Genomic DNA, 22,842 nt, shown 5'->3' with positions numbered 1-22,842 from the left:
TAAATTGTATTATCCGGTATTAGCCCCGGTTTCCCGGAGTTATCCCAAACTATAGGGCAGGTTGCCCACGTGTTACTCACCCGTCCGCCGCTAACCTTTCAAAAGCAAGCTTTTAAAAGGTTCGCTCGACTTGCATGTATTAGGCACGCCGCCAGCGTTCGTCCTGAGCCAGGATCAAACTCTCCATAAAATGGTGAATTTGAGTTAAGCTCAAAATTCAAACTGGCATCATAATTGATGTCCAAATTTTTTGTTTCTATATTGTAGAAACGTTTAATTCATTAACGTTTTGTTGTTCAGTTTTCAAGGTTCATTTGGCGTCACCTCTTGGCGACTTAATTATCATATCAACTTTCATTTTATAAGTCAATACTTTTTAAATAAAATATTTTTTATTTATTCTAGCAAAGTTATGTGTTACTAGATATATATAATAATTAGCCCAACTTACCTGCTGGGCTTTAAATATTATAATAATATTATGAGTATGTCAACAAAATATATTAATTAGTTATTATTTTTATGATATATAGATTACGATCAGTTGAAAGATCTATAATTTCACCGGTTTTAAGTAGTTTTACTAAAGGACGTGTAGGAGAATATTTATTAATAAACATTACTTCCGCACGTTCAAGGTTAGATAATTCTACTTTCATACCTATTGGTAAATCTACAACAATACTCATTAATGCTTGTACTACTCTTATATCGAATTTACCAAACTCATTTTCCTTAATCAATTCAACTACTTTAAATGGTGACTCTTTTGCACGATAACTTCTTTCACTAGTCATAGCATGGAAAGTATCAGCTACAGCAATTATTTGAGAGAATGGTGAAATATTATCGATTTTTAATCCTCGAGGATACCCACTTCCATCTAAACGTTCATGATGTTCAATAATTGCCTTCTTCATATTATCTTTCAATGCTGGTAAATCTTTTACCATCTGATAACTATACACTGGGTGCTTTCTAATTTCAGTAAATTCACTTTGAATTAATGCACCTTTTTTCTCAATAATGCGAGGCGGGATTTTTGACATACCACTATCAGCTAGTGTCCCCGCGATTGCCATTTGTAATGTAGTCCCCTTATCATAGCCAAGCTTTTGTGCAAGAACTGCACTAATTAAACCTGTAGCAATGCTATGATGATATGTATATTCAATTGGGTTTGAATATTGATTTAAGTCGAAGAGTCGCGTTCGGTCACTTAAAATCTCTTCAACTAACGGTAGAATAATACCACGAATTTTTACAATATCTACTTTAGCTAATGACTGCCAACTAGTAAATTCCTTTTTAAATTGGCTTACAGCTTCCAGATAATGGGTTTTAAATGTATCTTCAATAATATTATATGTATCGTCTACTTTGTTTAAATTTTCTTGCGTTGTTTTTTCGTTTTCAATTCTATTCTCTTTTAAAATTAAAACCTTTTGAACTTGAAAAACTTTAAGTACATGTAATAATTCCGGAGTTATTATTGAATTTTTAGTTACTATTGGTCTTCTTGTATTAGCAAAAATATCTTCAGCTACTATTTTTCCTAAATAACTTTCATCAACTTGAACATAAGATGCATCCAACAGTTAACTACCTCCTTTTTACTAGAAAGAATAATTTATTTAATAATCAAATTATACTATATTTTTTAATTCAAAAATATGTATTATTTAGTTGCAAAAAGAAGGGCTATAGATATTGAAAATATCAATAATCTATAGCCCATTTGTAAAACTATTCTTCTACGTACGAATCATCTGTATTTTGTTCATTTTCTTCACTATTAACGTCATCTGATTCTTCATCGTTTTCATCTATTTCATCTTTTTTCACTCTAGCCACTGTTGCTACGAGTTCTTCATCACCTAAACGGATCAGACGAACACCTTGCGTAGAGCGTCCAATAACAGAAATGTCATTTACGTCCATACGGATAATAATACCGTTGATCGTAATAATCATTACATCTTCTGTCCCGTCTACTGTCTTCACAGCACACATTGGTCCATTTTTCTCTGTTATTTGAATCGTTTTTATACCAACACCACCGCGGTTTTGTAGTCGATATTCAGATTCTGGTGTACGTTTACCGTAACCTTTTTCAGTTACAACTAAAATTTCATGTCCAGGTTCGATAATTTCCATACCTACTACATAGTCACCTTCACGTAACTTAATGCCGCGCACTCCTGCTGCTGTACGTCCCATAGAACGAATATCCTCTTCTTTGAAGCGAATAAGCATTCCATCTCTTGTACCGATAATAATATCTTTCGTTCCATCAGTTAATCGAACAGAAATTAATTCATCATCTTCATGTAACCCTACTGCAATTAAACCGTTTTTACGGATGTTAGCGAATTGTGAAAGCGGAGTACGTTTAGTAACCCCCATTTTAGTCGTAAAGATAAAGTAAGCATCCTCTTGATAAGATTCTGAACGAATCATTGCTGTTACTTTTTCTTCTTTTTCTAAATTTAATAAGTTTACAATTGGTAATCCTTTTGCTGTACGACTGTATTCAGGAATTTCGTATCCTTTTGTTAAATACACTTTCCCTTTTGATGTAAAGAACAAAATAGCGTCATGCGTTGAAGTGAATAGTAAATGTTCAACAAAGTCATCCTCATTTGTTCCCATTCCTTGTACACCACGGCCGCCACGTTTTTGGCTTCTGTAGGTATTAGATGCTAGTCTCTTTATGTAACCATTATGCGTTAGTGTTACTACAGAATCCTCTCGAGGGATTAAATCCTCATCTTCTAGCATTTCAAGACCGCCTGCAGTTATTTGCGTACGGCGAGTATCGTTATACTTTTCTTTAATTTCAGTTATTTCATCACGAATAATTTGAACTAACTTTTCCTCGTCAGCTAAAATTTCTTTTAACTCTCGAATTAATACTTGAAGTTCATTATATTCATTTTCAATTTTTTCACGTTCTAATCCACTTAAACGAACAAGTCGCATATCTAAAATTGCTTGTGCTTGTCGTTCACTTAAATTAAAGCGCTCCATTAAAACTGGTTTAGCCTCATCCCCTGATCTAGATGAACGAATAATGTTGATAATTTCATCAATATGATCAAGAGCAATACGCAATCCTTCTAAAATATGTGCACGATCTTCAGCTTTTCTTAAATCGAATTGTGTACGACGTGTAATAACAACTTTTTGATGTTCTAAATAATGGTACAGTACTTCTTTCAAGCTAAGTACTTTAGGTTGGCCTTCTACTAAAGCAAGCATATTGACACCGAAGTTTGATTGCATCGCTGTATGTTTATATAAGTTATTTAAAATTACATTTGCATTTGCATCTCTACGAATTTCCATAACAATTCGCATACCACGTCGGTCAGATTCATCTCTCAATGCTGTAATTCCATCAATTCGTTTATCACGTACTAATTCAGCAATCTTTTCGATTAATCTTGCTTTGTTCACTTGGTATGGGAGTTCACTAACAATAATCGTTTCTTTCCCATTGGATTGGACTTCGATCTCAACTTTCGCGCGAACAGTAATCGAACCACGACCTGTTTCGTAAGCACGACGGATACCGCTGCGTCCCATAATCACTCCACCTGTTGGGAAGTCTGGGCCAGGGATAATTTCCATTAATTCTTCTGTTGTAATATCCGGGTTTTGGGATAATGCTATAACTGCATCAATTGTTTCTCCAAGTTGGTGAGGAGGAATATTTGTCGCCATCCCAACGGCAATACCAGAAGCCCCATTTAGCAATAAATTCGGAATACGAGAAGGTAATACAACTGGTTCCTTCTCGTTACCATCATAGTTATCTTGATAATCAATCGTATCTTTATTAATATCTCGTAACATTTCCATCGTAATTTTCGACATACGAGATTCCGTATAACGCATGGCAGCAGCACCATCACCATCTATAGAACCAAAGTTACCATGTCCATCAACTAACATATAACGATAACTAAAATCTTGTGCCATACGAACCATCGCATCATAAATAGAGGAGTCACCGTGTGGGTGGTATTTCCCCATAACGTCTCCTACAATACGTGCACTCTTTTTATATGGTTTATCTGAATAGTTTCCAAGTTCATGCATTCCGTATAAAATACGACGATGTACTGGTTTTAAACCATCTCGTACATCAGGTAAAGCACGAGAAACAATTACACTCATCGCATAACTTAGGAACGATTTTTCTACTTCCTCACTAATTTTAATACCTTTAACACCACTGCGTTCATTTTCAGCCAAAATGGTAACCTCCTTTCCTTAGGTGATTAAACATCTAATTCTGCATAGACTGCATTTTCTTCGATAAAGTTTCTACGAGGTTCTACCTCATCACCCATTAATTCTTGGAAAATTTTATCTGCTTTAATTGCATCGTCTAACTGTACTTGAAGAAGTGTACGATGTTCAGGATCCATTGTCGTTTCCCACAATTGTTCTGCGTTCATCTCTCCTAAACCTTTGTATCGTTGTACAACTGGTTTTGGATTTTGTGGTAAACGATTTAAAATTTCTTGAAGTTCTTCGTTTGAATAACAGTACTCAACATGTTTACCTTGTTTTACTTGATACAAAGGTGGTTGAGCTGCGTATACATAACCAGCCTCAATTAACGGACGCATGAAACGGAAGAAGAACGTTAGCAATAAAATACGAATATGCGCACCATCGACGTCGGCATCTGTCATAATAACGATTTTATGATAACGAGCTTTTTCTAAATCAAATTCCTCACCAATACCCGTACCAAATGCAGTAATCATTGCTCGAATTTCAGCATTGGATAAAATACGATTAAGATTTGCCTTTTCTACGTTTAGTATTTTACCGCGCAACGGTAAAATTGCTTGGAACCAACGGTCACGACCAGACTTAGCGGAACCACCCGCAGAGTCACCTTCTACAATATAGATTTCAGATTCTTCAGGATTTGTTGAAGTACAGTCAGCCAATTTACCAGGTAAACTTGATACTTCTAATGCGGATTTTTTCCGTGTAAATTCACGTGCTTTTTTTGCAGCTAAACGAGCACGAGAAGCCATCATACCTTTTTCAACAATTTTACGAGCAACTGTAGGATTTTCTAATAAGTAACGTTCAAATCCATCAGAGAATAGTGAGTTTGTAATTTGACTCACTTCTGAATTTCCTAATTTTGTTTTTGTTTGACCTTCGAATTGCGGATCTGGATGTTTTACAGAAATAATTGCTGTTAATCCTTCACGAACATCTTCACCCGTTAAATTCGTATCAGAATCCTTTAATAACCCATTTTTACGCGCATAATCATTAATCACACGAGTTAATGCAGTTTTAAAGCCTGACTCGTGTGTTCCACCCTCATACGTATTAATGTTATTTGCGAAGGAATAAATGTTTGATGAATATCCTTCGTTATACTGCATTGCAATCTCGACAGTAATACCGTCTTTTTCACCCATAATATCTATAGGATCATGAGAAGGCTCTTTTCCATCGTTTAAATGTTCTACATATTCACGAATTCCGCCTTCAAAGTGGAATGATTCAGATCGAACTTCTTCTCCACGTTCATCTGAAATTGTAATGCGAATTCCACGATTTAAATATGCTAACTCACGAACACGTGTAGCTAAAATGTCGTATTCAAACTCGGTAGTTTCTTTAAAAATTTCTGCATCTGGTTTAAAACGTGTTGTTGTCCCTGTCTCATCTGCATCACCAATCACTTGTAATTGCTGAACAGTTTTACCGCGCTCAAATTTAATTGAATGAACATGACCATCACGTTTTACATACACTTCAGTAATTTCAGATAAGGCATTTACTACAGATGCACCTACACCATGGAGTCCACCGGATACTTTATATCCTCCGCCACCAAATTTACCTCCTGCGTGTAATACAGTCATAATTACTTCAACTGCAGGCATTCCCATTTTTTCTTGAATACTTACCGGAATCCCTCGACCATTATCATCTACACGAATCCAATTGTCTTTTTCAATAGCGATTTTAATTTCCGTACAAAATCCAGCTAAAGCCTCATCTATACTGTTATCTACGATTTCCCAAACTAAATGGTGTAAACCTTTAGAGCTTGTTGATCCTATATACATTCCTGGGCGTTTACGTACAGCCTCAAGACCTTCTAATACCTGTATCTGTTCAGCATCATAAGCATGTTGAACTTTTTCTTCTTCTAAAGCCACCATATTCACCTGCTCTTTCAAACTTAGTATGCTACAAATTAACAAAACTTTTTCAAAATAACTAAAATTCCCTGAATAAACAAAATATTAGTACTCTATTGTACCTTGTTTCACATGAAACATTTTTGCATGTTGAATTGTTTCATGATGAATTCCATCAATACTTGTCGTCGTAACAAACGTTTGGACTTCACCTTGAATCGTATTTAGTAAATGAGATTGTCTATGGTCATCTAATTCAGACAAAACATCATCCAAAAGTAAAATTGGTGTTTCTTTTGTTTCTTGCTTTATTAACTCAATTTCAGCAAGTTTAAGTGATAATGCTGTTGTGCGTTGTTGTCCTTGTGACCCATATGTTTGAACATCATAATCATTAACAAAAAATTGCAAATCATCCCGATGTGGACCTATTAACGTTACGCCTCGATCGAGTTCTTTTTGCTTTATCTCAAATAATTTTTTTTCCAAATATGTAGCCATTTCTTCCGCATTCCATTCGGGATTCATACCTGTAATTGGACGATATTTAATCATTAAATGTTCAAGGCCACGAGAGATCCCCGAGTGGATTTTTTCTGCCCATTCTTGCAAAAGTTCAACGAATTGAAATCTTTTACGAATAATTTGGACTGCTGATTGAATATATTGCTCAGTATAAATATCAAAAAGCATATCATTTATCGTTGACTTACCTTGATTTAGTTTCAATAAATGGTTTCTTTGTTTTAATAACTTTTGAAATGTTAAAAGGTCATGTAAATAAACAGGAGAGATTTGACCGATTTCCATGTCGATAAACCGTCTTCTTACCTGTGGGCTTCCTTTTACTACGTTCAGGTCTTCAGGAGCAAACATGACGACATTCATTTGACCAATATAGTTACTTAATTTCGGTTGTTCGAGGTGGTTTACTTTACCTTTTTTCCCTTTTTTTGAAATAGTTAATTCCATTGGGAAATTACCGTAACGATTTTGCACGTCACCTTCTATTTTACCATAGTCTGATTCCCAACGTATCAATTCTTTATCATTACTTGTGCGGTGTGATTTTGCCATTGCTAAAACATAAATGGATTCCATTACGTTTGTTTTACCTTGGGCATTTTCACCGATAAAGACATTAATTTTGGGTGAAAGGTCTAACTTTAACGATTCATAATTACGGTAATTCGTAAGTTGTAAACGTTCAATGATCATTACTTATCTCCGTTCTTGTTTACAATCACGTATCGGCCATTACCGGGTATATTAATAACGTCACCAGCATATAATTTACGACCACGTCGTTGGTCAACTTCACCATTCACATAGACGTCATATTCATGTAAAAACCATTTAGCCATTCCACCTGAACTAATTGAGTCCGTCAGTTTTAAAGCTTGACCAAGGGTGATAAATTCAGTATCAATTACAATTTCATTCAAAGCTTGTTCATCCTCCGATTTACAATACATCTATCTCTATATCATACCTAATTTTTATGCTTTACGCCAAGATTAGATTAGAAAGACACACTTCATTCTTAATTTAATCGAATTGATGAATTACTTATACACAGGGTAAAAAATTAAAATTACCAAAAAATGTATTTTGTTATTTAGAAACAAAAAAGATAGCCGAAGAAATTCGACTACCTTCAAAAAAAATATGTTAATAAGTTCTTACAGGTAAGATCAATTGTAAAATTGCATCATCATGAACAGAACGTAAAATAAATGGACGCATTGCTCCAGTGAATTGAATTACAACATCTTGTCCATCAATCGCTTTTAGTGCTTCCATCATGTATTTTGCACTAAATGAGATTTTTAAATTTTCGCCTTCAAGGGATTGTACTTGAATTTGTTCTTCTACTTTACCGATTTCTGGTGAATTAGAAGAAATTTCAACAACATTACCTTCAAGAGTTTCGAAACGTACCACATTATTTCTATCTTCACGAGCAAGTAATGAAGCACGATCAATTGCTTGTAAAAGGGATTTTCCGTTAATAGTAATATTTGTTTTAAAATCTTCCGGAATTAAACGTGATGTATCTGGGTAATTCCCTTCTAACAAACGTGAGAAGAATAAAACATTCTCAGCTTTAAATAATACTTGCTGACTTGTAATTACAATTTGGACTGGCTCAGTTGATTCACCAAGGATTTTGTTTAATTCGTTTAAACTTTTACCTGGAATGACTACTGATTTTACATCACTTGGCAATTGTTCAAGTTTTGTTTTTCTACGAGCTAAACGGTGACTATCTGTAGCAACACAAATTAACTCTTCCCCAAGAATGTTCCAGTTAACTCCTGTTAATACAGGACGGCTTTCAGAAGTCGCAACAGCAAATACAGTTTCACGAATCACTGCTTTTAATAAATCAGCAGGGATTGAAAATTGTTGGTCTGTTTCAATTTCAGGTAATAATGGATACTCGGTTGGATCTAGACCAATTAAATGGAATTCAGATTTACCAGAACGAATATGTGTTTGGAAACCATTTGATACTTCAATTTCAACATCATTTGTTGGTAACTTACGTACAATCTCGTTGAACATTCTTGCTTGTAAAACAATTGAACCTGGTTCACTAATGTTAATTAGTTGATCTCCATTTTCCTCAATAGGAATAAACGTTTGAATGGTAATATCTGCATCACTACCAGTTAAACGTAATCCTTCTTCGGTTACATCAATTTTTATGCCGGTTAAAATGGGAATTGTCGTTTTGGAGCTAACTGCCTTCATGACATCATTTAACCCATCCAACAAACGGTCTCGCATAATATCAAATTTCATTAATTATACCTCTCTTATTAATTATATTATTTAAAAGATATTAATAGATATAGTAGTAGGCCCTGTGGATTTGTGGATAAACTAAAATTTCCTATAAAACACCTACTTATTCACATGTTAACAACTTGTTCATAAGCAAGTGTACATCTTATAGAATTATCCACAACCTTATTTTCCTAATACACTACGAATTTGTTTAATATCTTGTTGTAATTGCTGATCCTCTTTTAGCATTTTGGCGATTTTTTCATGAGCGTGAATTACAGTAGTGTGATCACGACCTCCAAACTCCTCCCCTATTTTTGGTAATGAGAAGTCTGTTAATTCACGAGATAAATACATAGCTACTTGTCTTGGAAATGCAATTTGTTTTGTACGACGTTTTGCCGCAAAATCTTCTAACTTAATTTGATAATGCTCCCCAACTACTTCCTTTATATCAAGGATTGTAATTATACGCGGTTTAGAGTTTGGAATAATATCTTTTAAAGCTTGCTGTGCTAATTCTGCAGAAATATCTTGATTTACTAGAGAGGAATAAGCAACAACTCTTATCAAAGCACCTTCTAGTTCACGAATATTTGTATCAATTTGATTGGCAATATAGTGCATTACTTCGTTTGGAATATCTAGGCCATCTGCTTTTGCTTTTTTACGCAAAATAGCTATTCTCGTTTCTAAATCTGGAGGAGTAATATCAGTTATTAATCCCCATTCAAATCGAGAACGTAAACGATCTTCTAATGTTGGAATTTCTTTAGGTGGTCTGTCACTAGAGATAACAATTTGTTTAGATTCAGTGTGTAATGTGTTAAAAGTATGGAAAAATTCCTCTTGAGTTGATTCTTTTCCAGCTAGGAACTGAATATCATCTATTAACAAGACATCTACATTTCTATATTTATTACGAAAATCTACTGCCTTGTTATCACGAATAGAGTTAATAAACTCATTTGTAAACTTCTCAGATGAGAGATAAACAACTTTAGCGTTCGGATTGTGTTCTAATACATAGTGTCCTATTGCATGCATCAGATGGGTTTTACCTAAACCAACCCCTCCATAGATAAAGAATGGGTTATAAGCATTTGCGGGTGCCTCAGCTACTGCTAGTGAAGCAGCATGAGCAAATCGGTTACCGGCACCAATTACGAATGTATCGAATGTATACTTCGGATTGAGCATTCCTGCAGAACTATCGTAATGCTCTGTATCTTTTGCTTGGATAATTGGAGCAGGTAATTCAAAGTCATCACTATCCTGATCTTTTTGAACAACAAATTTAATCAACAAATCTTCACCTGTTAATTCAGCTAAAATACCCGCGATTAGATGGACATAGTGATTCTCTAGCCAATCGCGAGCAAATGAATTCGGTGCAGCAATTATTACGTTCGTTCCTTTATATGAAAGCAACTTTGTTGATTTTAACCATGTTTCAAAGCTTGGTTTTGAAATTTTTTGTTCAACTTGAGCCAGGACATTGTTCCATAATTCTTCTAAATGTTCCAAGCCTTCGTCTCCTTTACATAAATTAAATTAAAAAATTTCATTTTATATTTTCAGTTATTACACAAAATCACATACTGTGGATAACTATTACCCATATCTAGTGCAAAACTTTGTCCACAAGTTATTAACAATTGTGGATAAATGAATTTCGAATAAAATATTCCACAAGGGAAAACACAATAATCGTAACAAAAAAATATAGTCATTTCAATAGCTGATGAAACTTATCCACACAATGTATATTTATGCACTCGACAGTTTTCCACAACAGCTTAGTATGTGTAGAAGGTGTTATTAAGTGTTGTGGATAAAAAAATCTATTAAAAATTAATACACAGTATGTGTTTATAAAAATCGGTTATAATTGTGGATAAATGAAAGGTAGTTCGTATATTATTTCAATGATTGACATTGACGATAGAATTTATATATAATATTGTGGTCTGTATGTTGAATAGAGATTTAACTTCATTCAGCACATGCTTTGTTTGCACTAAAGAAAATGACAGGTGCATCCTTTTGATCTTTTATTAAAAGCTTGCGATAGATACAGAAGTCTCACGCGAGATCCGTGGTGAGATGAATGAAGTTAAATACCTCTGGCGGATCAATAGATTGTTTTGAGTTATCTCAAAAAACTTAGTATCAAATATGCCAGACGAACTTAAATAAAAACTTTCATTTGGAGGTGTTCTATATATGAAACGCACATACCAACCAAAAACACGTAAACATAGTAAAGTACATGGTTTCCGTGCACGTATGAGTACGAAAAACGGTCGTAAAGTATTAGCTGCTCGCCGTCGTAAAGGAAGAAAAGTATTATCAGCATAAGTCCACTGAGCTTCATCAGTGGTCTTTTTTTCTTTATTGTGGTTTAAATAATAGAGAAAACGTTACCATTGTACTTTTGAGGCTAGGTTAGGTGAAGAAATGAAAAAACGTCAACGTGTTAAAAAGAATGAGGATTTCCAAAAGGTATTTAAAAAGGGAAAATCCTTTGCAAATCGTCAGTTTGTAGTTTATTGCTTACAAAAAGAAGGACAAGAAGAATTTCGAATTGGCTTATCCGTTAGTAAAAAGATTGGTAAAGCGGTCACACGTGTACAAGTTAAAAGGTACATCCGACAAGCATTTTTAGAATTAAAAGATCAATTAAGACAAGATATGGATTATGTTATTATCGCCAGGAATCCGGCGGCCAATTTAGATTTTCATGAGACGAAAAAAAGCCTAGAACATGTACTTAAAATAGCAAAAGTATTAAAAAAACAGTAATTTTCATTTGGAAAATTGAAACAATAGTAGAGTGATTTTTCATCACATGGTAAAATAGCTAAAATGCAGTGAAACTATCTATCAGTGAGGGTTTTTAATTATTACTGATTGTTAGTTGTACTACTAGTGTTAGCGTCCGTCAATTTTTTTGTATAAATCTAAAATTTTTATCATTTTAAGTTAAATTTATCGGACGATACACCGGATTAAACATAATTGTAAAAATTGAATAGTGCTTTAGGAGGAAGAAGGTTGAAGAAAAATTTTTGGGTAATTCTGTCGCTCCTATCGGTAGTATTGTTACTATCAGGCTGTACAGAATTTGATCAGCCAATATCGGCAGAAAGTAAAGGATTCTGGAATGAATTCATCGTCTGGCCATTAGTTTCATTCATCAAATTTTTTGCTGATTTACTAGGCTCTTACGGTTTAGGGATTATTGCTGTAACAATTATTATTCGTTTAGTAATTCTTCCATTAACAATTAAACAAGTTAAAAGTTCTAAAAAGATGCAAGAAATCCAACCAAAAATGAAGGAATTGCAACAAAAGTATGCTTCTAAAGATGCCATTACTCAACAAAAGTACCAACAAGAAATGATGGCTCTAATGCAAACTGCTGGTGTAAATCCTCTAGCTGGATGTTTGCCAATTTTAGTTCAAATGCCGATTTTAATTGGTTTCTACCATGCAATCAGCCGTATGAATGCAACACCTGATTTATTCCCACTAGGAACATTTTTAGTATTCCCACTTGGTGAACCAAGTATTGTACTAGCAGTCTTAGCAGGTCTAATTCAATATGTTGTACTTATGACAGGCCCTGCAATGGACAACCCTCAAATGAAAATAATGATGTACATTATGCCATTAATGATTGTAGGTTTCGGTATTGTTTTACCAGCTGCATTATCATTATATTGGGTTGTCGGAAATATGGTTTCAGTAATACAAAACCTTGTAATTTATAAACCTTGGAATAGAAATAAAGAAGCTGCTACAACAGGAGGAGCGAAAAAGTGAAACAAATTACGCAATTAGGTGCAAACGTTGAGGAAGCGCTTCACTTAGCGTTACAGAAACTTGGGGTAACACGTGAACAAGTAGATGTTGAAGTTTTACAAGAAGGTAAAAAAGGATTTTTAGGTTTTGGTGCAAAACCAGCTGAAGTACGAGTAACAGTAAAAGAAGAAGAACCGAAAGAAATTGAACAAAATGAAGTTGTTCAACCAGTACAAAATGAACCGGTTGAAACTACTGAATTAATCGAGAAAAAAACAGTTGAACTTGTTGAAAGTGAAGAAGAGCAAGAAAGTAAACAAGTTGAACCAGTTGAAACTCAAAACAATGTTTCTAAAATGCAAGAGGAAGATCCAGTTGAAAAAGCAAAGCAATATATATTTAATATTGCAAAGGAAATGGATATCCACGATTTAAAAATACATTCTGAATATGAAGGCAAACGTTTATTATTTAAACTAGAAAGTGAAAAAGCAGCTTTGTTAATCGGTAAACATGGTGCTACGCTTAATGCTTTACAACAGTTAACGCAATTAGTTATTAATAATGTTGCAAAAACATTTATTTCACTCACATTAGACGTTGAAAACTACCGGGAAAGACGCCAATCTACATTAGAAAGTTTAGCAGATCGTATGGCAGATAAAGCTGTAAGAACTGGTAGAAAAGTTGCATTCGAACCGATGCCATCTTATGAAAGAAAGATCATTCATAATGCATTAGCTAATCGAATTGATATCGAAACATACTCAGAAGGAACAGAACCAAATCGTTATTTAGTAATTGAACCATTAAAATAATTGGTAAAGTAAATATTAGAAGTTAGGCAAAACTATTTAAAAATAGTTTTGCCTTTTTTCTTTGCTTAAAAATAGAAAATCCTTTGTTTTATATATACTAACAACATCTTGATCTAATTTTAAAAAGTTTAATATGCACTAATTAACGAAATTGACATACGACATAACTAGAGTTAAGTGTAATTTACACATAACTTTGAATATGTCGTATGTGATTTCCTCCAGAAAGCCAAATTTTTTATTTAAATTTGTGTAAAAAGTTGTTTAGGGACAATAAAAAAACATACATATCCACATGTGGAAATTGCTTTACTTTCGTATTTCACTAAAATATGTTACTCTAAATTGTTAGTAAATGTTGTTCGCAAAAGTTATCCTCATGTGGATAACTTTTGCCGATTAAAAAACTAAAAATTTGTTTGCAAATAGATGTGAATAAGTTTCGAAAAATAGATGAAGTACATTTTAGAAGGAGCATATACAAATGGAATTTGATACGATTGCTGCAATATCCACACCAATGGGCGAAGGAGCCATTGCCATCGTTCGATTAAGTGGGGAAGAAGCGGTTAAGATTTCCGATAAAATATTCAGGTCGCCGAGTGGAAAAAAACTTGAGGAAGAAAAATCACATACAATCCATTACGGACATTTAATAGATCCAAGTACAAATGATGTAGTAGAAGAAGTGATGGTTTCGTTAATGCGCGGGCCTAAAACTTTCACTAGAGAAGATGTTGTTGAAATCAATTGTCACGGTGGAATTGTTTCAGTAAATCGAGTACTGCAACTTGTACTAAGAAATGGAGCAAGACTTGCAGAACCTGGTGAGTTTACAAAACGAGCATTCCTAAATGGCCGTATTGACTTATCTCAGGCTGAGGCAGTAATGGATTTAATTCGTGCGAAAACAGACCGTGCCATGAATGTTGCTTTAGGACAAATGGATGGGAAATTATCAAGATTAATTGGCGACTTGCGCCAAGCATTAATTGAAACGTTAGCACAAGTTGAAGTTAATATTGATTATCCTGAATATGATGATGTAGAAGAAATGACAATCCCAGTGTTGTTAGAAAAATGTTCTTGGGTTCAATCTGAGATACAAAAATTACTACAAACATCATCACAAGGGAAAATTTTGCGTGAAGGCTTATCTACTGTTATATTAGGAAGGCCAAATGTAGGAAAGTCATCCTTATTGAATAGTTTAGTACAAGAAAATAAAGCAATTGTAACAGATATTGCTGGTACAACTCGTGATATTATAGAGGAGTATGTCAATGTAAGAGGTGTTCCTTTAAGACTTGTAGACACTGCAGGTATCCGTGAGACTGAAGATATCGTTGAAAGAATAGGGGTAGAAAGATCTCGCCAAGTTCTTAAAGAAGCGGATTTAATACTACTTGTTCTAAATGCAGCTGAAGAATTATCAGTTGAAGATGAACGATTATTTGAAACGATTCAAAATATGGATTTTATCGTAGTGGTCAATAAAACCGATTTACCACGAAAAATTGATCTTGAAAAGGTAGAGCAATTAGCTAATGGTAGAAAAGTGGTAACGACTTCATTACTTAAAGAAGAAGGAGTAATCGAGCTAGAAGAAGCTATAGCAGCACTATTCTTTGAAGGTCAAATTGAAGCAGATGATCTAACATATGTTTCAAATACACGTCACATATCATTATTACATCAAGCCCTTGAAACGATTTCAGACGCCATTGAAGGTGCTGAAGGTGGAGTACCAGTAGACATCGTTCAAATTGATGTAACGAGAACTTGGGAAATCTTAGGTGAGATTGTAGGAGATACAGTGCAAGAAAGCTTAATTAATCAGTTATTCTCCCAATTCTGTTTAGGAAAATAATCAATTAAAAACGCCTTGGCACATTTGTGACTGTATGCAAACATTCAGTACATTAAAAACATTTGCTAAGTGAAATAAAAAAATTGATTGAAACAAGATAAGTGGGAAAATTATTATATAAGTAAACATTTAGAGAGGAAGATAAGCATGACAACGACAACTTATGAAGCTGGTACGTTTGATTGTATAGTAATCGGCGCTGGTCATGCTGGTGTAGAAGCAGCATATGCGGCTAGTAAAATGGGTATAAAAACACTCATGTTAACAATCAATATAGATATGATTGCCTTTATGCCATGTAACCCTTCAATTGGAGGACCTGCAAAAGGAATTGTAGTTCGTGAAATTGACGCATTAGGCGGACTAATGGGGAAAGTAATCGATAAAACGCATATACAAATGCGTATGTTAAACACAGGAAAAGGACCTGCAGTTCGTGCGTTACGTGCACAAGCAGACAAAGTTCTTTACCAACGTGAAATGAAACGTATTATTGAAGAACAAGAAAATTTAACTGTCTATCAAGCAATGGTGGATGAACTCATCGTTGAAGATGGTGAAGTTAAAGGTGTTATAACACAAACTGGTGGTATTTACAGAGCAAAGACTGTCATTGTTACTACAGGTACTTATTTGCGCGGAGAAATAATTTTAGGGGATTTGAAATACTCAAGTGGACCAAATAACATGCGACCATCCCTTAAACTTGCAGATAACTTACTTGATTTAGGCTTTGAGATGGTACGCTTTAAAACGGGAACACCACCACGTGTGAATGGTAAAACGATTGACTATAGTAAAACAGAAATTCAACCTGGCGATGATGTTCCACGTGCCTTTAGCTTTGAAACAACTGAATTTATATTAGATCAATTACCATGTTGGTTAACATATACAAGCTTAGAAACACATGAAATTATTAATAACAATTTAGATAAAGCACCAATGTTTACTGGTTTAGTTACAGGTCCTGGACCACGTTATTGCCCATCAATTGAAACTAAAGTGGTACGTTTTAACGATAAACCTCGTCATCAAATTTTCTTAGAACCTGAAGGTCGTGAAACAGATGAAGTATATGTTCAAGGGTTATCTACAAGTTTACCTGAAGATATTCAAGTTCAAATGCTTCGAACAGTTCCAGGATTAGAAAATGCACAAATGATGCGTGCTGGCTACGCAATTGAGTATGATGCAGTTGTTCCAACTCAATTATGGCCAACACTTGAAACTAAGGGAATTAAAAATCTTTATACTGCTGGTCAAATTAATGGAACAAGTGGTTATGAAGAAGCAGCAGGTCAAGGATTAATGGCAGGTATTAATGCTGCAAGAAGAGTATTAGGTAAAGATGAAGTAATTTTAAAACGTTCAGATGCTTACATTGGAGTATTAATTGATGATTTAGTGACAAAGGGAACAAATGAACCGTATCGTTTACTAACTTCACGTGCGGAATATCGCTTATTACTACGCCATGATAATGCAGACTTACGACTAACAGAGATAGCTTACGAATTAGGTATGATCTCAGAAGAACGTTATAATAAGTATTTAACGAAGAAAGAACAAATTGATACTGAAATTGCTCGTCTTCGAGAAACGATTATTAAACCAAACGAAACAACTCAGCAAGTAATACGATCTGTTGGCGGAACAGAACTAAAAGACGGGATTCGTGCAGCAGATTTAGTAAAACGAACTGAAATGACTTATAATTTAGTGGCATCACTTACACCACCAAATGTTGAATTTAGCGATGAAGTAAAAGAACAAATTGAAATTCAACTAAAATATGAAGGATATATTCAAAAAGCTCTATCTCAAGTAGAGAAACTTCACAAAATGGAAGAGAAGAAAATACCCGAAAATATTGATTACGATGATATTTCAAGCTTAGCAACAGAGGCTCGTGAAAAGTTAAAAGAAGTACGACCATTGTCAATTGCACAAGCATCTCGAATCTCAGGAGTGAATCCTGCAGATATTTCCATTCTTCTTGTTTATATTGAGCAAGGGAAAATTGCTCGAGTAAGTAGCAAATAGATTGTTGAGCGTTCGAGTGCGAATACTCGAACGCTCACTTTTTTAATAACTAAAAAGTTAGAACTTTTTATGCTAAAGGAGATTAAAATGAACGAACAACAATTTATCGAAGCATTAAAAGAAAAGGGAATAGAACTATCAGATGTGCAAATCGCTCAATTTAAAAAATATTATGAATTACTTGTTGAATGGAACGAAAAAATGAATTTAACGGCAATTACAGACTTAGAAGGCGTTTATTTAAAACATTTTTATGATTCAATTAGTGCCAGTTTTTATTTTGATTTTACAAAAGTTACATCTGTTTGTGATGTTGGTGCTGGAGCAGGCTTCCCAAGCTTACCCATAAAAATATGTTTCCCACATTTACATGTAACTATTGTCGATTCATTAAATAAACGAATTAACTTCCTAAACCATTTAAGTGAGCAATTAAATTTAGATCATGTTGAGTTTGTACATGCTCGTGCAGAGGAATTTGGGCAAAATTTAAAATATCGCGAAAAATTTGATGTTACAACGGCTCGTGCTGTTGCAAGGTTATCAGTTTTATCGGAATTTTGTATTCCTTTAGTCAAAAAGGGTGGAAATTTTGTTGCTTTAAAGGCAGCTGCTGGACCAGAAGAATTGAAGGATGCAAAAAAGGCAATCACAACATTAGGTGCATCTTTAAAAGAAGAGTTTGCTTATCAACTACCAGTTGAAGAAAGTGAGCGTACAATCTATATATTTGATAAAATAAAAGAAACTCCTAAAAAGTACCCTAGAAAACCTGGAGTACCAAATAAAACGCCTATTCAATAAATAAATTTAATTACCATGTTTCACGTGAAACAGTAAATAACCCCAATACACTTAAATTGTTCCACGTGAAACACATTACTGGGAAAATTACCTATATTAAAATAAATTTGCTTTTATCTTCATACATATTTTATAGTAAATACAGTTTAGTAGATTACTCATTACTCTCCCATAAATTTATATGGTAGGATAATCTATGGATGTAATAGTTTATAAATCTAGTATCAGGTATACTAGACGAATTTGATTAGAAGAATACTGTACAATTACATATATTTCGTTAATAATATAGTATAGGAGCAAGAAAGTTTCAAAAAGGTGGTGCCATTGGATGAAAAGTCCTTTTTCACGTTTTTTCGGAGGCGGGGATAAGCTAGCATCTGAGGTTAAGAGTGATGTGGAAGTAATAGAAAATAAGACTACTGAAGAAGTAGTTAAAATTACAATCGATAAAATTATTCCTAATCGTTATCAACCTCGAACAGTTTTTGATGAAGAAAAAATAGAAGAATTAGCAAGAACAATCCATACGCATGGTGTCATTCAACCGATCGTTGTTAGACGCTATAATGATGACCAATATGAGATTATTGCCGGTGAACGTCGATACCGAGCAATGAAAAAGCTTAATTGGACTGAAGTTCCTGCTATCATTCGTAATTTAAGTGATAAAGAGACAGCTTCAATTGCTCTGATTGAAAATCTTCAAAGGGAAGAATTAACAGCAATTGAAGAAGCAATGGCTTATCAACAACTGATTGAACTCCATTCATTGACACAAGAAGCACTTGCCCAACGTCTAGGAAAAGGTCAGTCAACAATTGCTAATAAATTACGCTTATTAAAATTACCTCAAAATGTGCAGGAAGCTATTTTGAAAAGGGAAATTTCTGAAAGACATGCGAGAGCGTTAATTTCTATTAAAGATGAAGAGGCTCAAAGCGAATTAGTAGAATTGATTAAAGAATATGATTGGAACGTACGTCAACTTGAAGATTATATTCAACAATTACTAGCGCCAAAAGAAGAAGAAGTTAAAAAAGAAAGACCAAAAAGAAAAGCAATTAGTAAAGATATTCGTATTGCAGTAAATACTATTAGACAATCTTTATCAATGGTTACTAAGAGCGGTATTAATGTAAAAACAGAAGAAGAAGAAACTGAAGATTTTTATACTATTACAGTAAAAATACCAAAGAAAAAGAATTAATATATACAGATGGTTCCTTTATTTTTATTTAGGAACCTTTTTTTCATCGTTTTTTTAACCTAAATACTATTTTTTTGATAGAATAATAGAAGTACTAAAAAACTTTAATTTTAAATGATAATTTTATAATTTTTTTAATAGAAATTGATAGTTGAAAGTAGGTGCAATCGTCTTGGGAAGAACCATTGCTGTAACAAATCAAAAGGGTGGAGTTGGTAAAACAACGACATCTGTTAATTTAAGTGCTTGCCTAGCTTACTTAGGGAAGAAAGTGTTACTAATTGACATTGATCCACAAGGCAATGCAACAAGTGGTGTAGGGGTTAATAAGGGTGAAACACAACATTGTATATATGATGTATTAATTGATGATGAGGATATAAAAGGTGTCATAAAAGAGACGAAGGTAGAAAATTTATCTTTAGTTCCTGCTACAATTCAACTTGCAGGTGCAGAAGTAGAATTAGTTTCTACCATATCACGTGAAGTTCGATTAAAACACGCTTTAGATGATGTGAAGGATAACTATGATTACGTTATTATAGACTGTCCACCATCCCTAGGGTTACTAACAATTAATGCATTAACTGCCGCAGATGCAGTAATTATCCCAGTTCAATGTGAATTTTATGCATTAGAAGGTTTGAGTCAATTATTATCAACAGTTCGCCTTGTACAAAAACATCTAAATCAAGAACTTTATATTGATGGCGTTGTTTTAACGATGTTAGATGCGCGGACGAATTTAGGTATTCAAGTAATTGAAGAAGTGAAAAAGTACTTCCAAGAAAAAGTTTATAAATCAATTATCCCAAGAAATGTTCGTTTAAGTGAAGCACCAAGTCATGGTGAACCGATTATTATCTATGATTCAAAATCACGAGGTGCAGAACTTTATCTAGAATTAGCAAGGGAAGTGATTAAAAATGGCTAGAGGACTAGGTAAAGGTTTAGAAGCTTTGTTACCTGCGATGGAAAATGAAAATGAAATTAAAAAACTTCCATTGCAAAAATTAGTTGCAAACCCATATCAACCTCGTAAAATTTTTGAAGACGAAGCCATAGAAGAATTAGCACAATCTATACGAGAACATGGAATTATACAACCTATCGTTGTACGGAAAAAAGGATCTAAATACGAAATTGTTGTTGGTGAAAGACGCTTTAGAGCTGCTAAACTAGCAAATCTGAATGAGATTCCTGCCATCGTGAAAGAAATGTCAGAAGAACAAATGATGGAAGTTGCTATTTTAGAGAACCTTCAACGTGAAGATCTGACACCAATTGAAGAGGCCGAAGCATATCAAAGCTTAATAGAAAAGTTAAATTTCACTCAAGAAGACCTTGCTAAACGTCTAGGAAAGTCCCGTCCGCATATTACAAACCACATTCGTTTACTCCAATTACCTGATGTAGTTAGACAAATGGTAAACGATGGCCAGCTATCAATGGGCCATGGACGAACATTACTTGGCTTAAAAAACAAGAAAAGAATCCCTGAAGTTGCAAACAAAGTAATAAAACATCACTTAAATGTCCGACAATTGGAAAATTTGATTAAAGAATATAATGAGAATGTTCCACGTGAAACACCTAAAACAAAAAAGGATATTTTTGTTCAGTCAAAAGAAACTCAATTAAGAGAGTATTTCGGAACAAATGTCCAAATTAAGAAAAATAAAAATAAAGGTAAAATTGAAATAGAGTTTTATTCAGAGGAAGATTTAGAGCGAATTTTAGAAATACTAGAGTTAGAGGAATTATGATCAAATCGAGCGCCAATCATTTGGCGCTCGATTTTCACTTCATTAAATTGTGAACTGCAATTTTCAAGGTAGATTTTCACTTATTATTAAGTTCCAATTACATAATATTCAACTACTTACAATTTAAAGGAATTTGAAGATTAACAAGTATTAACGATAAATAGAATAGGATTGTATTGATTGAAGAATAGAGGCTAATTATGATTTTATTAGGAACAATTATTAATTCGGTATTAATTATTATAGGTTCAATCATCGGAAGACTGTTTCAAAATATCCCTGAAAAGATGAAAGATACAGTTTTGCAAATTATTGGATTAGCTGTGGCCGTGCTTGGAATTCAAATGGGATTTGAAACGAGTAACGTCGTTATTGTTATTGTTAGCTTAGTTATTGGTGCAGTATTAGGAGAATGGCTTGACTTAGAGCACCAAATAAACAAATTAGGAAAATGGGTTGAATCTCTTTTTAAAAATAGGGATTCAAAGGTAAATTCAAATTCAAGTATTTCAGATGCATTCGTTACAGCAACGTTATTATTTGTTATTGGATCAATGGGAATAATAGGAGCGCTCGATAGTGGTTTAAGAAATAATCATGATGTTCTAATTACGAAGGGGATTATAGATGGTTTTATAGCTATTATATTATCCTCAACGTTAGGTCTAGGTGTGTTATTGTCGGCTGTTCCAATCCTTTTATATGAAGGAGCGATTGCTCTATTAGCTGGTTTAATTAGTATTTATATACCAGAAGCAGCCTTAAACTTATATATTCAAGAGATGACTGCAACAGGTGGTATTATGATCCTTGCTATCGGGCTAAATATGACTGGTTTAACTAAAATTCGAGTAGCCAATTTGCTCCCTGGGATCGTTGTAGTCGGTATAGTTGTTGCGATTATTTTTCCCTTTCAGTGAATAACGTTGCCAAGCTAATAGTAAAGCTCTAGCTATTTTATCACTCATAGAATATGTTGTTTTAAGTCTAGTATTTTGTAAAACGAGCATTTCCATAAATCCACCAACATTAACTATTCCCTTAATGGAGATATCACCAATTGCTGGTAATTCCTTTTTTACAGCTTTGCCTGGTAAAAGTGGCCCTTCATGTACAATAATTTGTCCAATTGATTGTTCTGATCCTAGGCATGCATCGATGGCAATTACAAATGGAGTTTTACTTAATTGTTGTAATTCTTCAACTGTTGAAGGTAGATTTACTGCATGTAATGGATCTTCTAAAGTTCCAATTACTTTAAAAGGAAAAGAGTGATAGCTTGTCAGGAAGCTTCCTGTTAGTGGCCCAAGTGAATCGCCGGTAGAACGATCTGTACCTATACAACAAAATATGATTTGCTCATGGTCAAAAGGGATATAATTTAAAAATAGATCACTTAAACGCCATACAGCACCAGCTTGTTCATGATGTACAAAAGTTCTAACTGTTTCGTTTATATTCTGCATAAATCTCTCTCTTTCTTTTAAATTATTAAAAAATGACTCTCTAAACTTACACTTATTGTTATGCAGTATAT

General features: G+C 33.9%; 19 protein-coding genes and 1 rRNA gene. 11 read left to right on the top strand and 9 right to left on the bottom strand.

What is annotated here, in order from left to right:
• The 8 genes from CRO45_RS09385 to dnaA form a co-directional block, all read right to left on the bottom strand.
• Positions 1-190, bottom strand: a 16S ribosomal RNA gene (locus CRO45_RS09385); the annotation flags it as partial.
• Positions 191-503: 313 nt separating this feature from the next.
• Positions 504-1,595: an HD-GYP domain-containing protein gene (locus CRO45_RS09380; RefSeq protein WP_097149398.1), complete on the bottom strand. Its 1,092-nt coding sequence runs from the start codon at positions 1,593-1,595 to the stop codon at positions 504-506.
• Positions 1,596-1,746: 151 nt separating this feature from the next.
• Positions 1,747-4,260, bottom strand: coding sequence for a DNA gyrase subunit A (gene gyrA, locus CRO45_RS09375; protein ID WP_097149397.1), 2,514 nt, complete (start codon positions 4,258-4,260; stop codon positions 1,747-1,749).
• 26 nt (positions 4,261-4,286) lie between these two features.
• Positions 4,287-6,212: a DNA topoisomerase (ATP-hydrolyzing) subunit B gene (gene gyrB / locus CRO45_RS09370; RefSeq protein ID WP_097149396.1), complete on the bottom strand. Its 1,926-nt coding sequence runs from the start codon at positions 6,210-6,212 to the stop codon at positions 4,287-4,289.
• 84 nt (positions 6,213-6,296) lie between these two features.
• The gene (recF, locus tag CRO45_RS09365) at positions 6,297-7,409 is read right to left on the bottom strand and encodes a DNA replication/repair protein RecF (protein ID WP_097149395.1); all 1,113 of its coding nucleotides are present in this window, start codon (positions 7,407-7,409) and stop codon (positions 6,297-6,299) included.
• Positions 7,409-7,636 carry a S4 domain-containing protein YaaA gene (gene yaaA, locus CRO45_RS09360; RefSeq protein ID WP_097149394.1) on the bottom strand — a complete coding sequence of 76 codons (228 nt, stop codon included), beginning with the start codon at positions 7,634-7,636 and terminating at the stop codon, positions 7,409-7,411. The genes recF and yaaA overlap by 1 nt, the downstream gene beginning before the upstream one ends.
• A gap of 226 nt (positions 7,637-7,862) precedes the next feature.
• Entirely contained in the window at positions 7,863-8,999 is a 1,137-nt protein-coding gene (dnaN, locus tag CRO45_RS09355; protein WP_097149393.1) for a DNA polymerase III subunit beta, read from the bottom strand.
• A gap of 168 nt (positions 9,000-9,167) precedes the next feature.
• Positions 9,168-10,511, bottom strand: a complete 1,344-nt coding sequence (gene dnaA / locus CRO45_RS09350; protein ID WP_097149392.1) for a chromosomal replication initiator protein DnaA — start codon at positions 10,509-10,511, stop codon at positions 9,168-9,170.
• Between the two features lie 699 nt (positions 10,512-11,210).
• Here dnaA and rpmH point away from each other — a divergent pair.
• The 11 genes from rpmH to CRO45_RS09295 all read left to right on the top strand — a co-directional run bounded on the left by rpmH (position 11,211) and on the right by CRO45_RS09295 (position 22,225).
• The gene (rpmH, locus tag CRO45_RS09345) at positions 11,211-11,345 is read left to right on the top strand and encodes a 50S ribosomal protein L34 (protein ID WP_097149391.1); all 135 of its coding nucleotides are present in this window, start codon (positions 11,211-11,213) and stop codon (positions 11,343-11,345) included.
• A 99-nt stretch (positions 11,346-11,444) separates the two neighbouring features.
• Positions 11,445-11,789: a ribonuclease P protein component gene (rnpA, locus tag CRO45_RS09340; RefSeq protein WP_097149390.1), complete on the top strand. Its 345-nt coding sequence runs from the start codon at positions 11,445-11,447 to the stop codon at positions 11,787-11,789.
• 252 nt (positions 11,790-12,041) lie between these two features.
• Complete coding sequence (gene yidC / locus CRO45_RS09335) at positions 12,042-12,812, top strand: membrane protein insertase YidC (RefSeq protein WP_097149389.1); 771 nt, start codon at positions 12,042-12,044, stop codon at positions 12,810-12,812.
• A complete protein-coding gene (gene jag / locus CRO45_RS09330; RefSeq protein ID WP_097149388.1) occupies positions 12,809-13,609 on the top strand; it encodes an RNA-binding cell elongation regulator Jag/EloR in 801 nt (266 codons plus the stop codon). The genes yidC and jag overlap by 4 nt, the downstream gene beginning before the upstream one ends.
• A gap of 484 nt (positions 13,610-14,093) precedes the next feature.
• Positions 14,094-15,479 carry a tRNA uridine-5-carboxymethylaminomethyl(34) synthesis GTPase MnmE gene (gene mnmE, locus CRO45_RS09325; protein WP_097149387.1) on the top strand — a complete coding sequence of 462 codons (1,386 nt, stop codon included), beginning with the start codon at positions 14,094-14,096 and terminating at the stop codon, positions 15,477-15,479.
• Between the two features lie 147 nt (positions 15,480-15,626).
• Positions 15,627-17,525: a tRNA uridine-5-carboxymethylaminomethyl(34) synthesis enzyme MnmG gene (gene mnmG, locus CRO45_RS09320; RefSeq protein WP_097149386.1), complete on the top strand. Its 1,899-nt coding sequence runs from the start codon at positions 15,627-15,629 to the stop codon at positions 17,523-17,525.
• Positions 17,526-17,612: 87 nt separating this feature from the next.
• On the top strand, positions 17,613-18,329 hold the full coding sequence (gene rsmG / locus CRO45_RS09315) for a 16S rRNA (guanine(527)-N(7))-methyltransferase RsmG (RefSeq protein WP_097149385.1): 717 nt from the start codon (positions 17,613-17,615) through the stop codon (positions 18,327-18,329).
• Between the two features lie 331 nt (positions 18,330-18,660).
• A complete protein-coding gene (gene noc / locus CRO45_RS09310) occupies positions 18,661-19,539 on the top strand; it encodes a nucleoid occlusion protein (protein WP_097149384.1) in 879 nt (292 codons plus the stop codon).
• 172 nt (positions 19,540-19,711) lie between these two features.
• Positions 19,712-20,473, top strand: a complete 762-nt coding sequence (locus CRO45_RS09305; protein ID WP_097149383.1) for a ParA family protein — start codon at positions 19,712-19,714, stop codon at positions 20,471-20,473.
• Positions 20,466-21,305 carry a ParB/RepB/Spo0J family partition protein gene (locus CRO45_RS09300; protein WP_097149382.1) on the top strand — a complete coding sequence of 280 codons (840 nt, stop codon included), beginning with the start codon at positions 20,466-20,468 and terminating at the stop codon, positions 21,303-21,305. The genes CRO45_RS09305 and CRO45_RS09300 overlap by 8 nt, the downstream gene beginning before the upstream one ends.
• 200 nt (positions 21,306-21,505) lie before the next feature.
• The gene (locus tag CRO45_RS09295; RefSeq protein WP_097149381.1) at positions 21,506-22,225 is read left to right on the top strand and encodes a DUF554 domain-containing protein; all 720 of its coding nucleotides are present in this window, start codon (positions 21,506-21,508) and stop codon (positions 22,223-22,225) included.
• Here the strand turns inward: CRO45_RS09295 and yyaC are convergent.
• Positions 22,142-22,771 (bottom strand): spore protease YyaC, encoded by a 630-nt coding sequence (gene yyaC / locus CRO45_RS09290; protein WP_097149380.1) that lies wholly within the window; start codon positions 22,769-22,771, stop codon positions 22,142-22,144. The two genes, CRO45_RS09295 and yyaC, sit on opposite strands and share 84 nt — an antisense overlap.
• Positions 22,772-22,842: the final 71 nt, after the last annotated feature.

Source organism: Ureibacillus acetophenoni, assembly GCF_900220965.1.
GTDB lineage: Bacteria > Bacillota > Bacilli > Bacillales_A > Planococcaceae > Ureibacillus > Ureibacillus acetophenoni.
The sequence above is the reverse complement of the archived record's forward strand: the minus strand, read 5'-3'. Positions and strand labels throughout refer to the sequence as shown.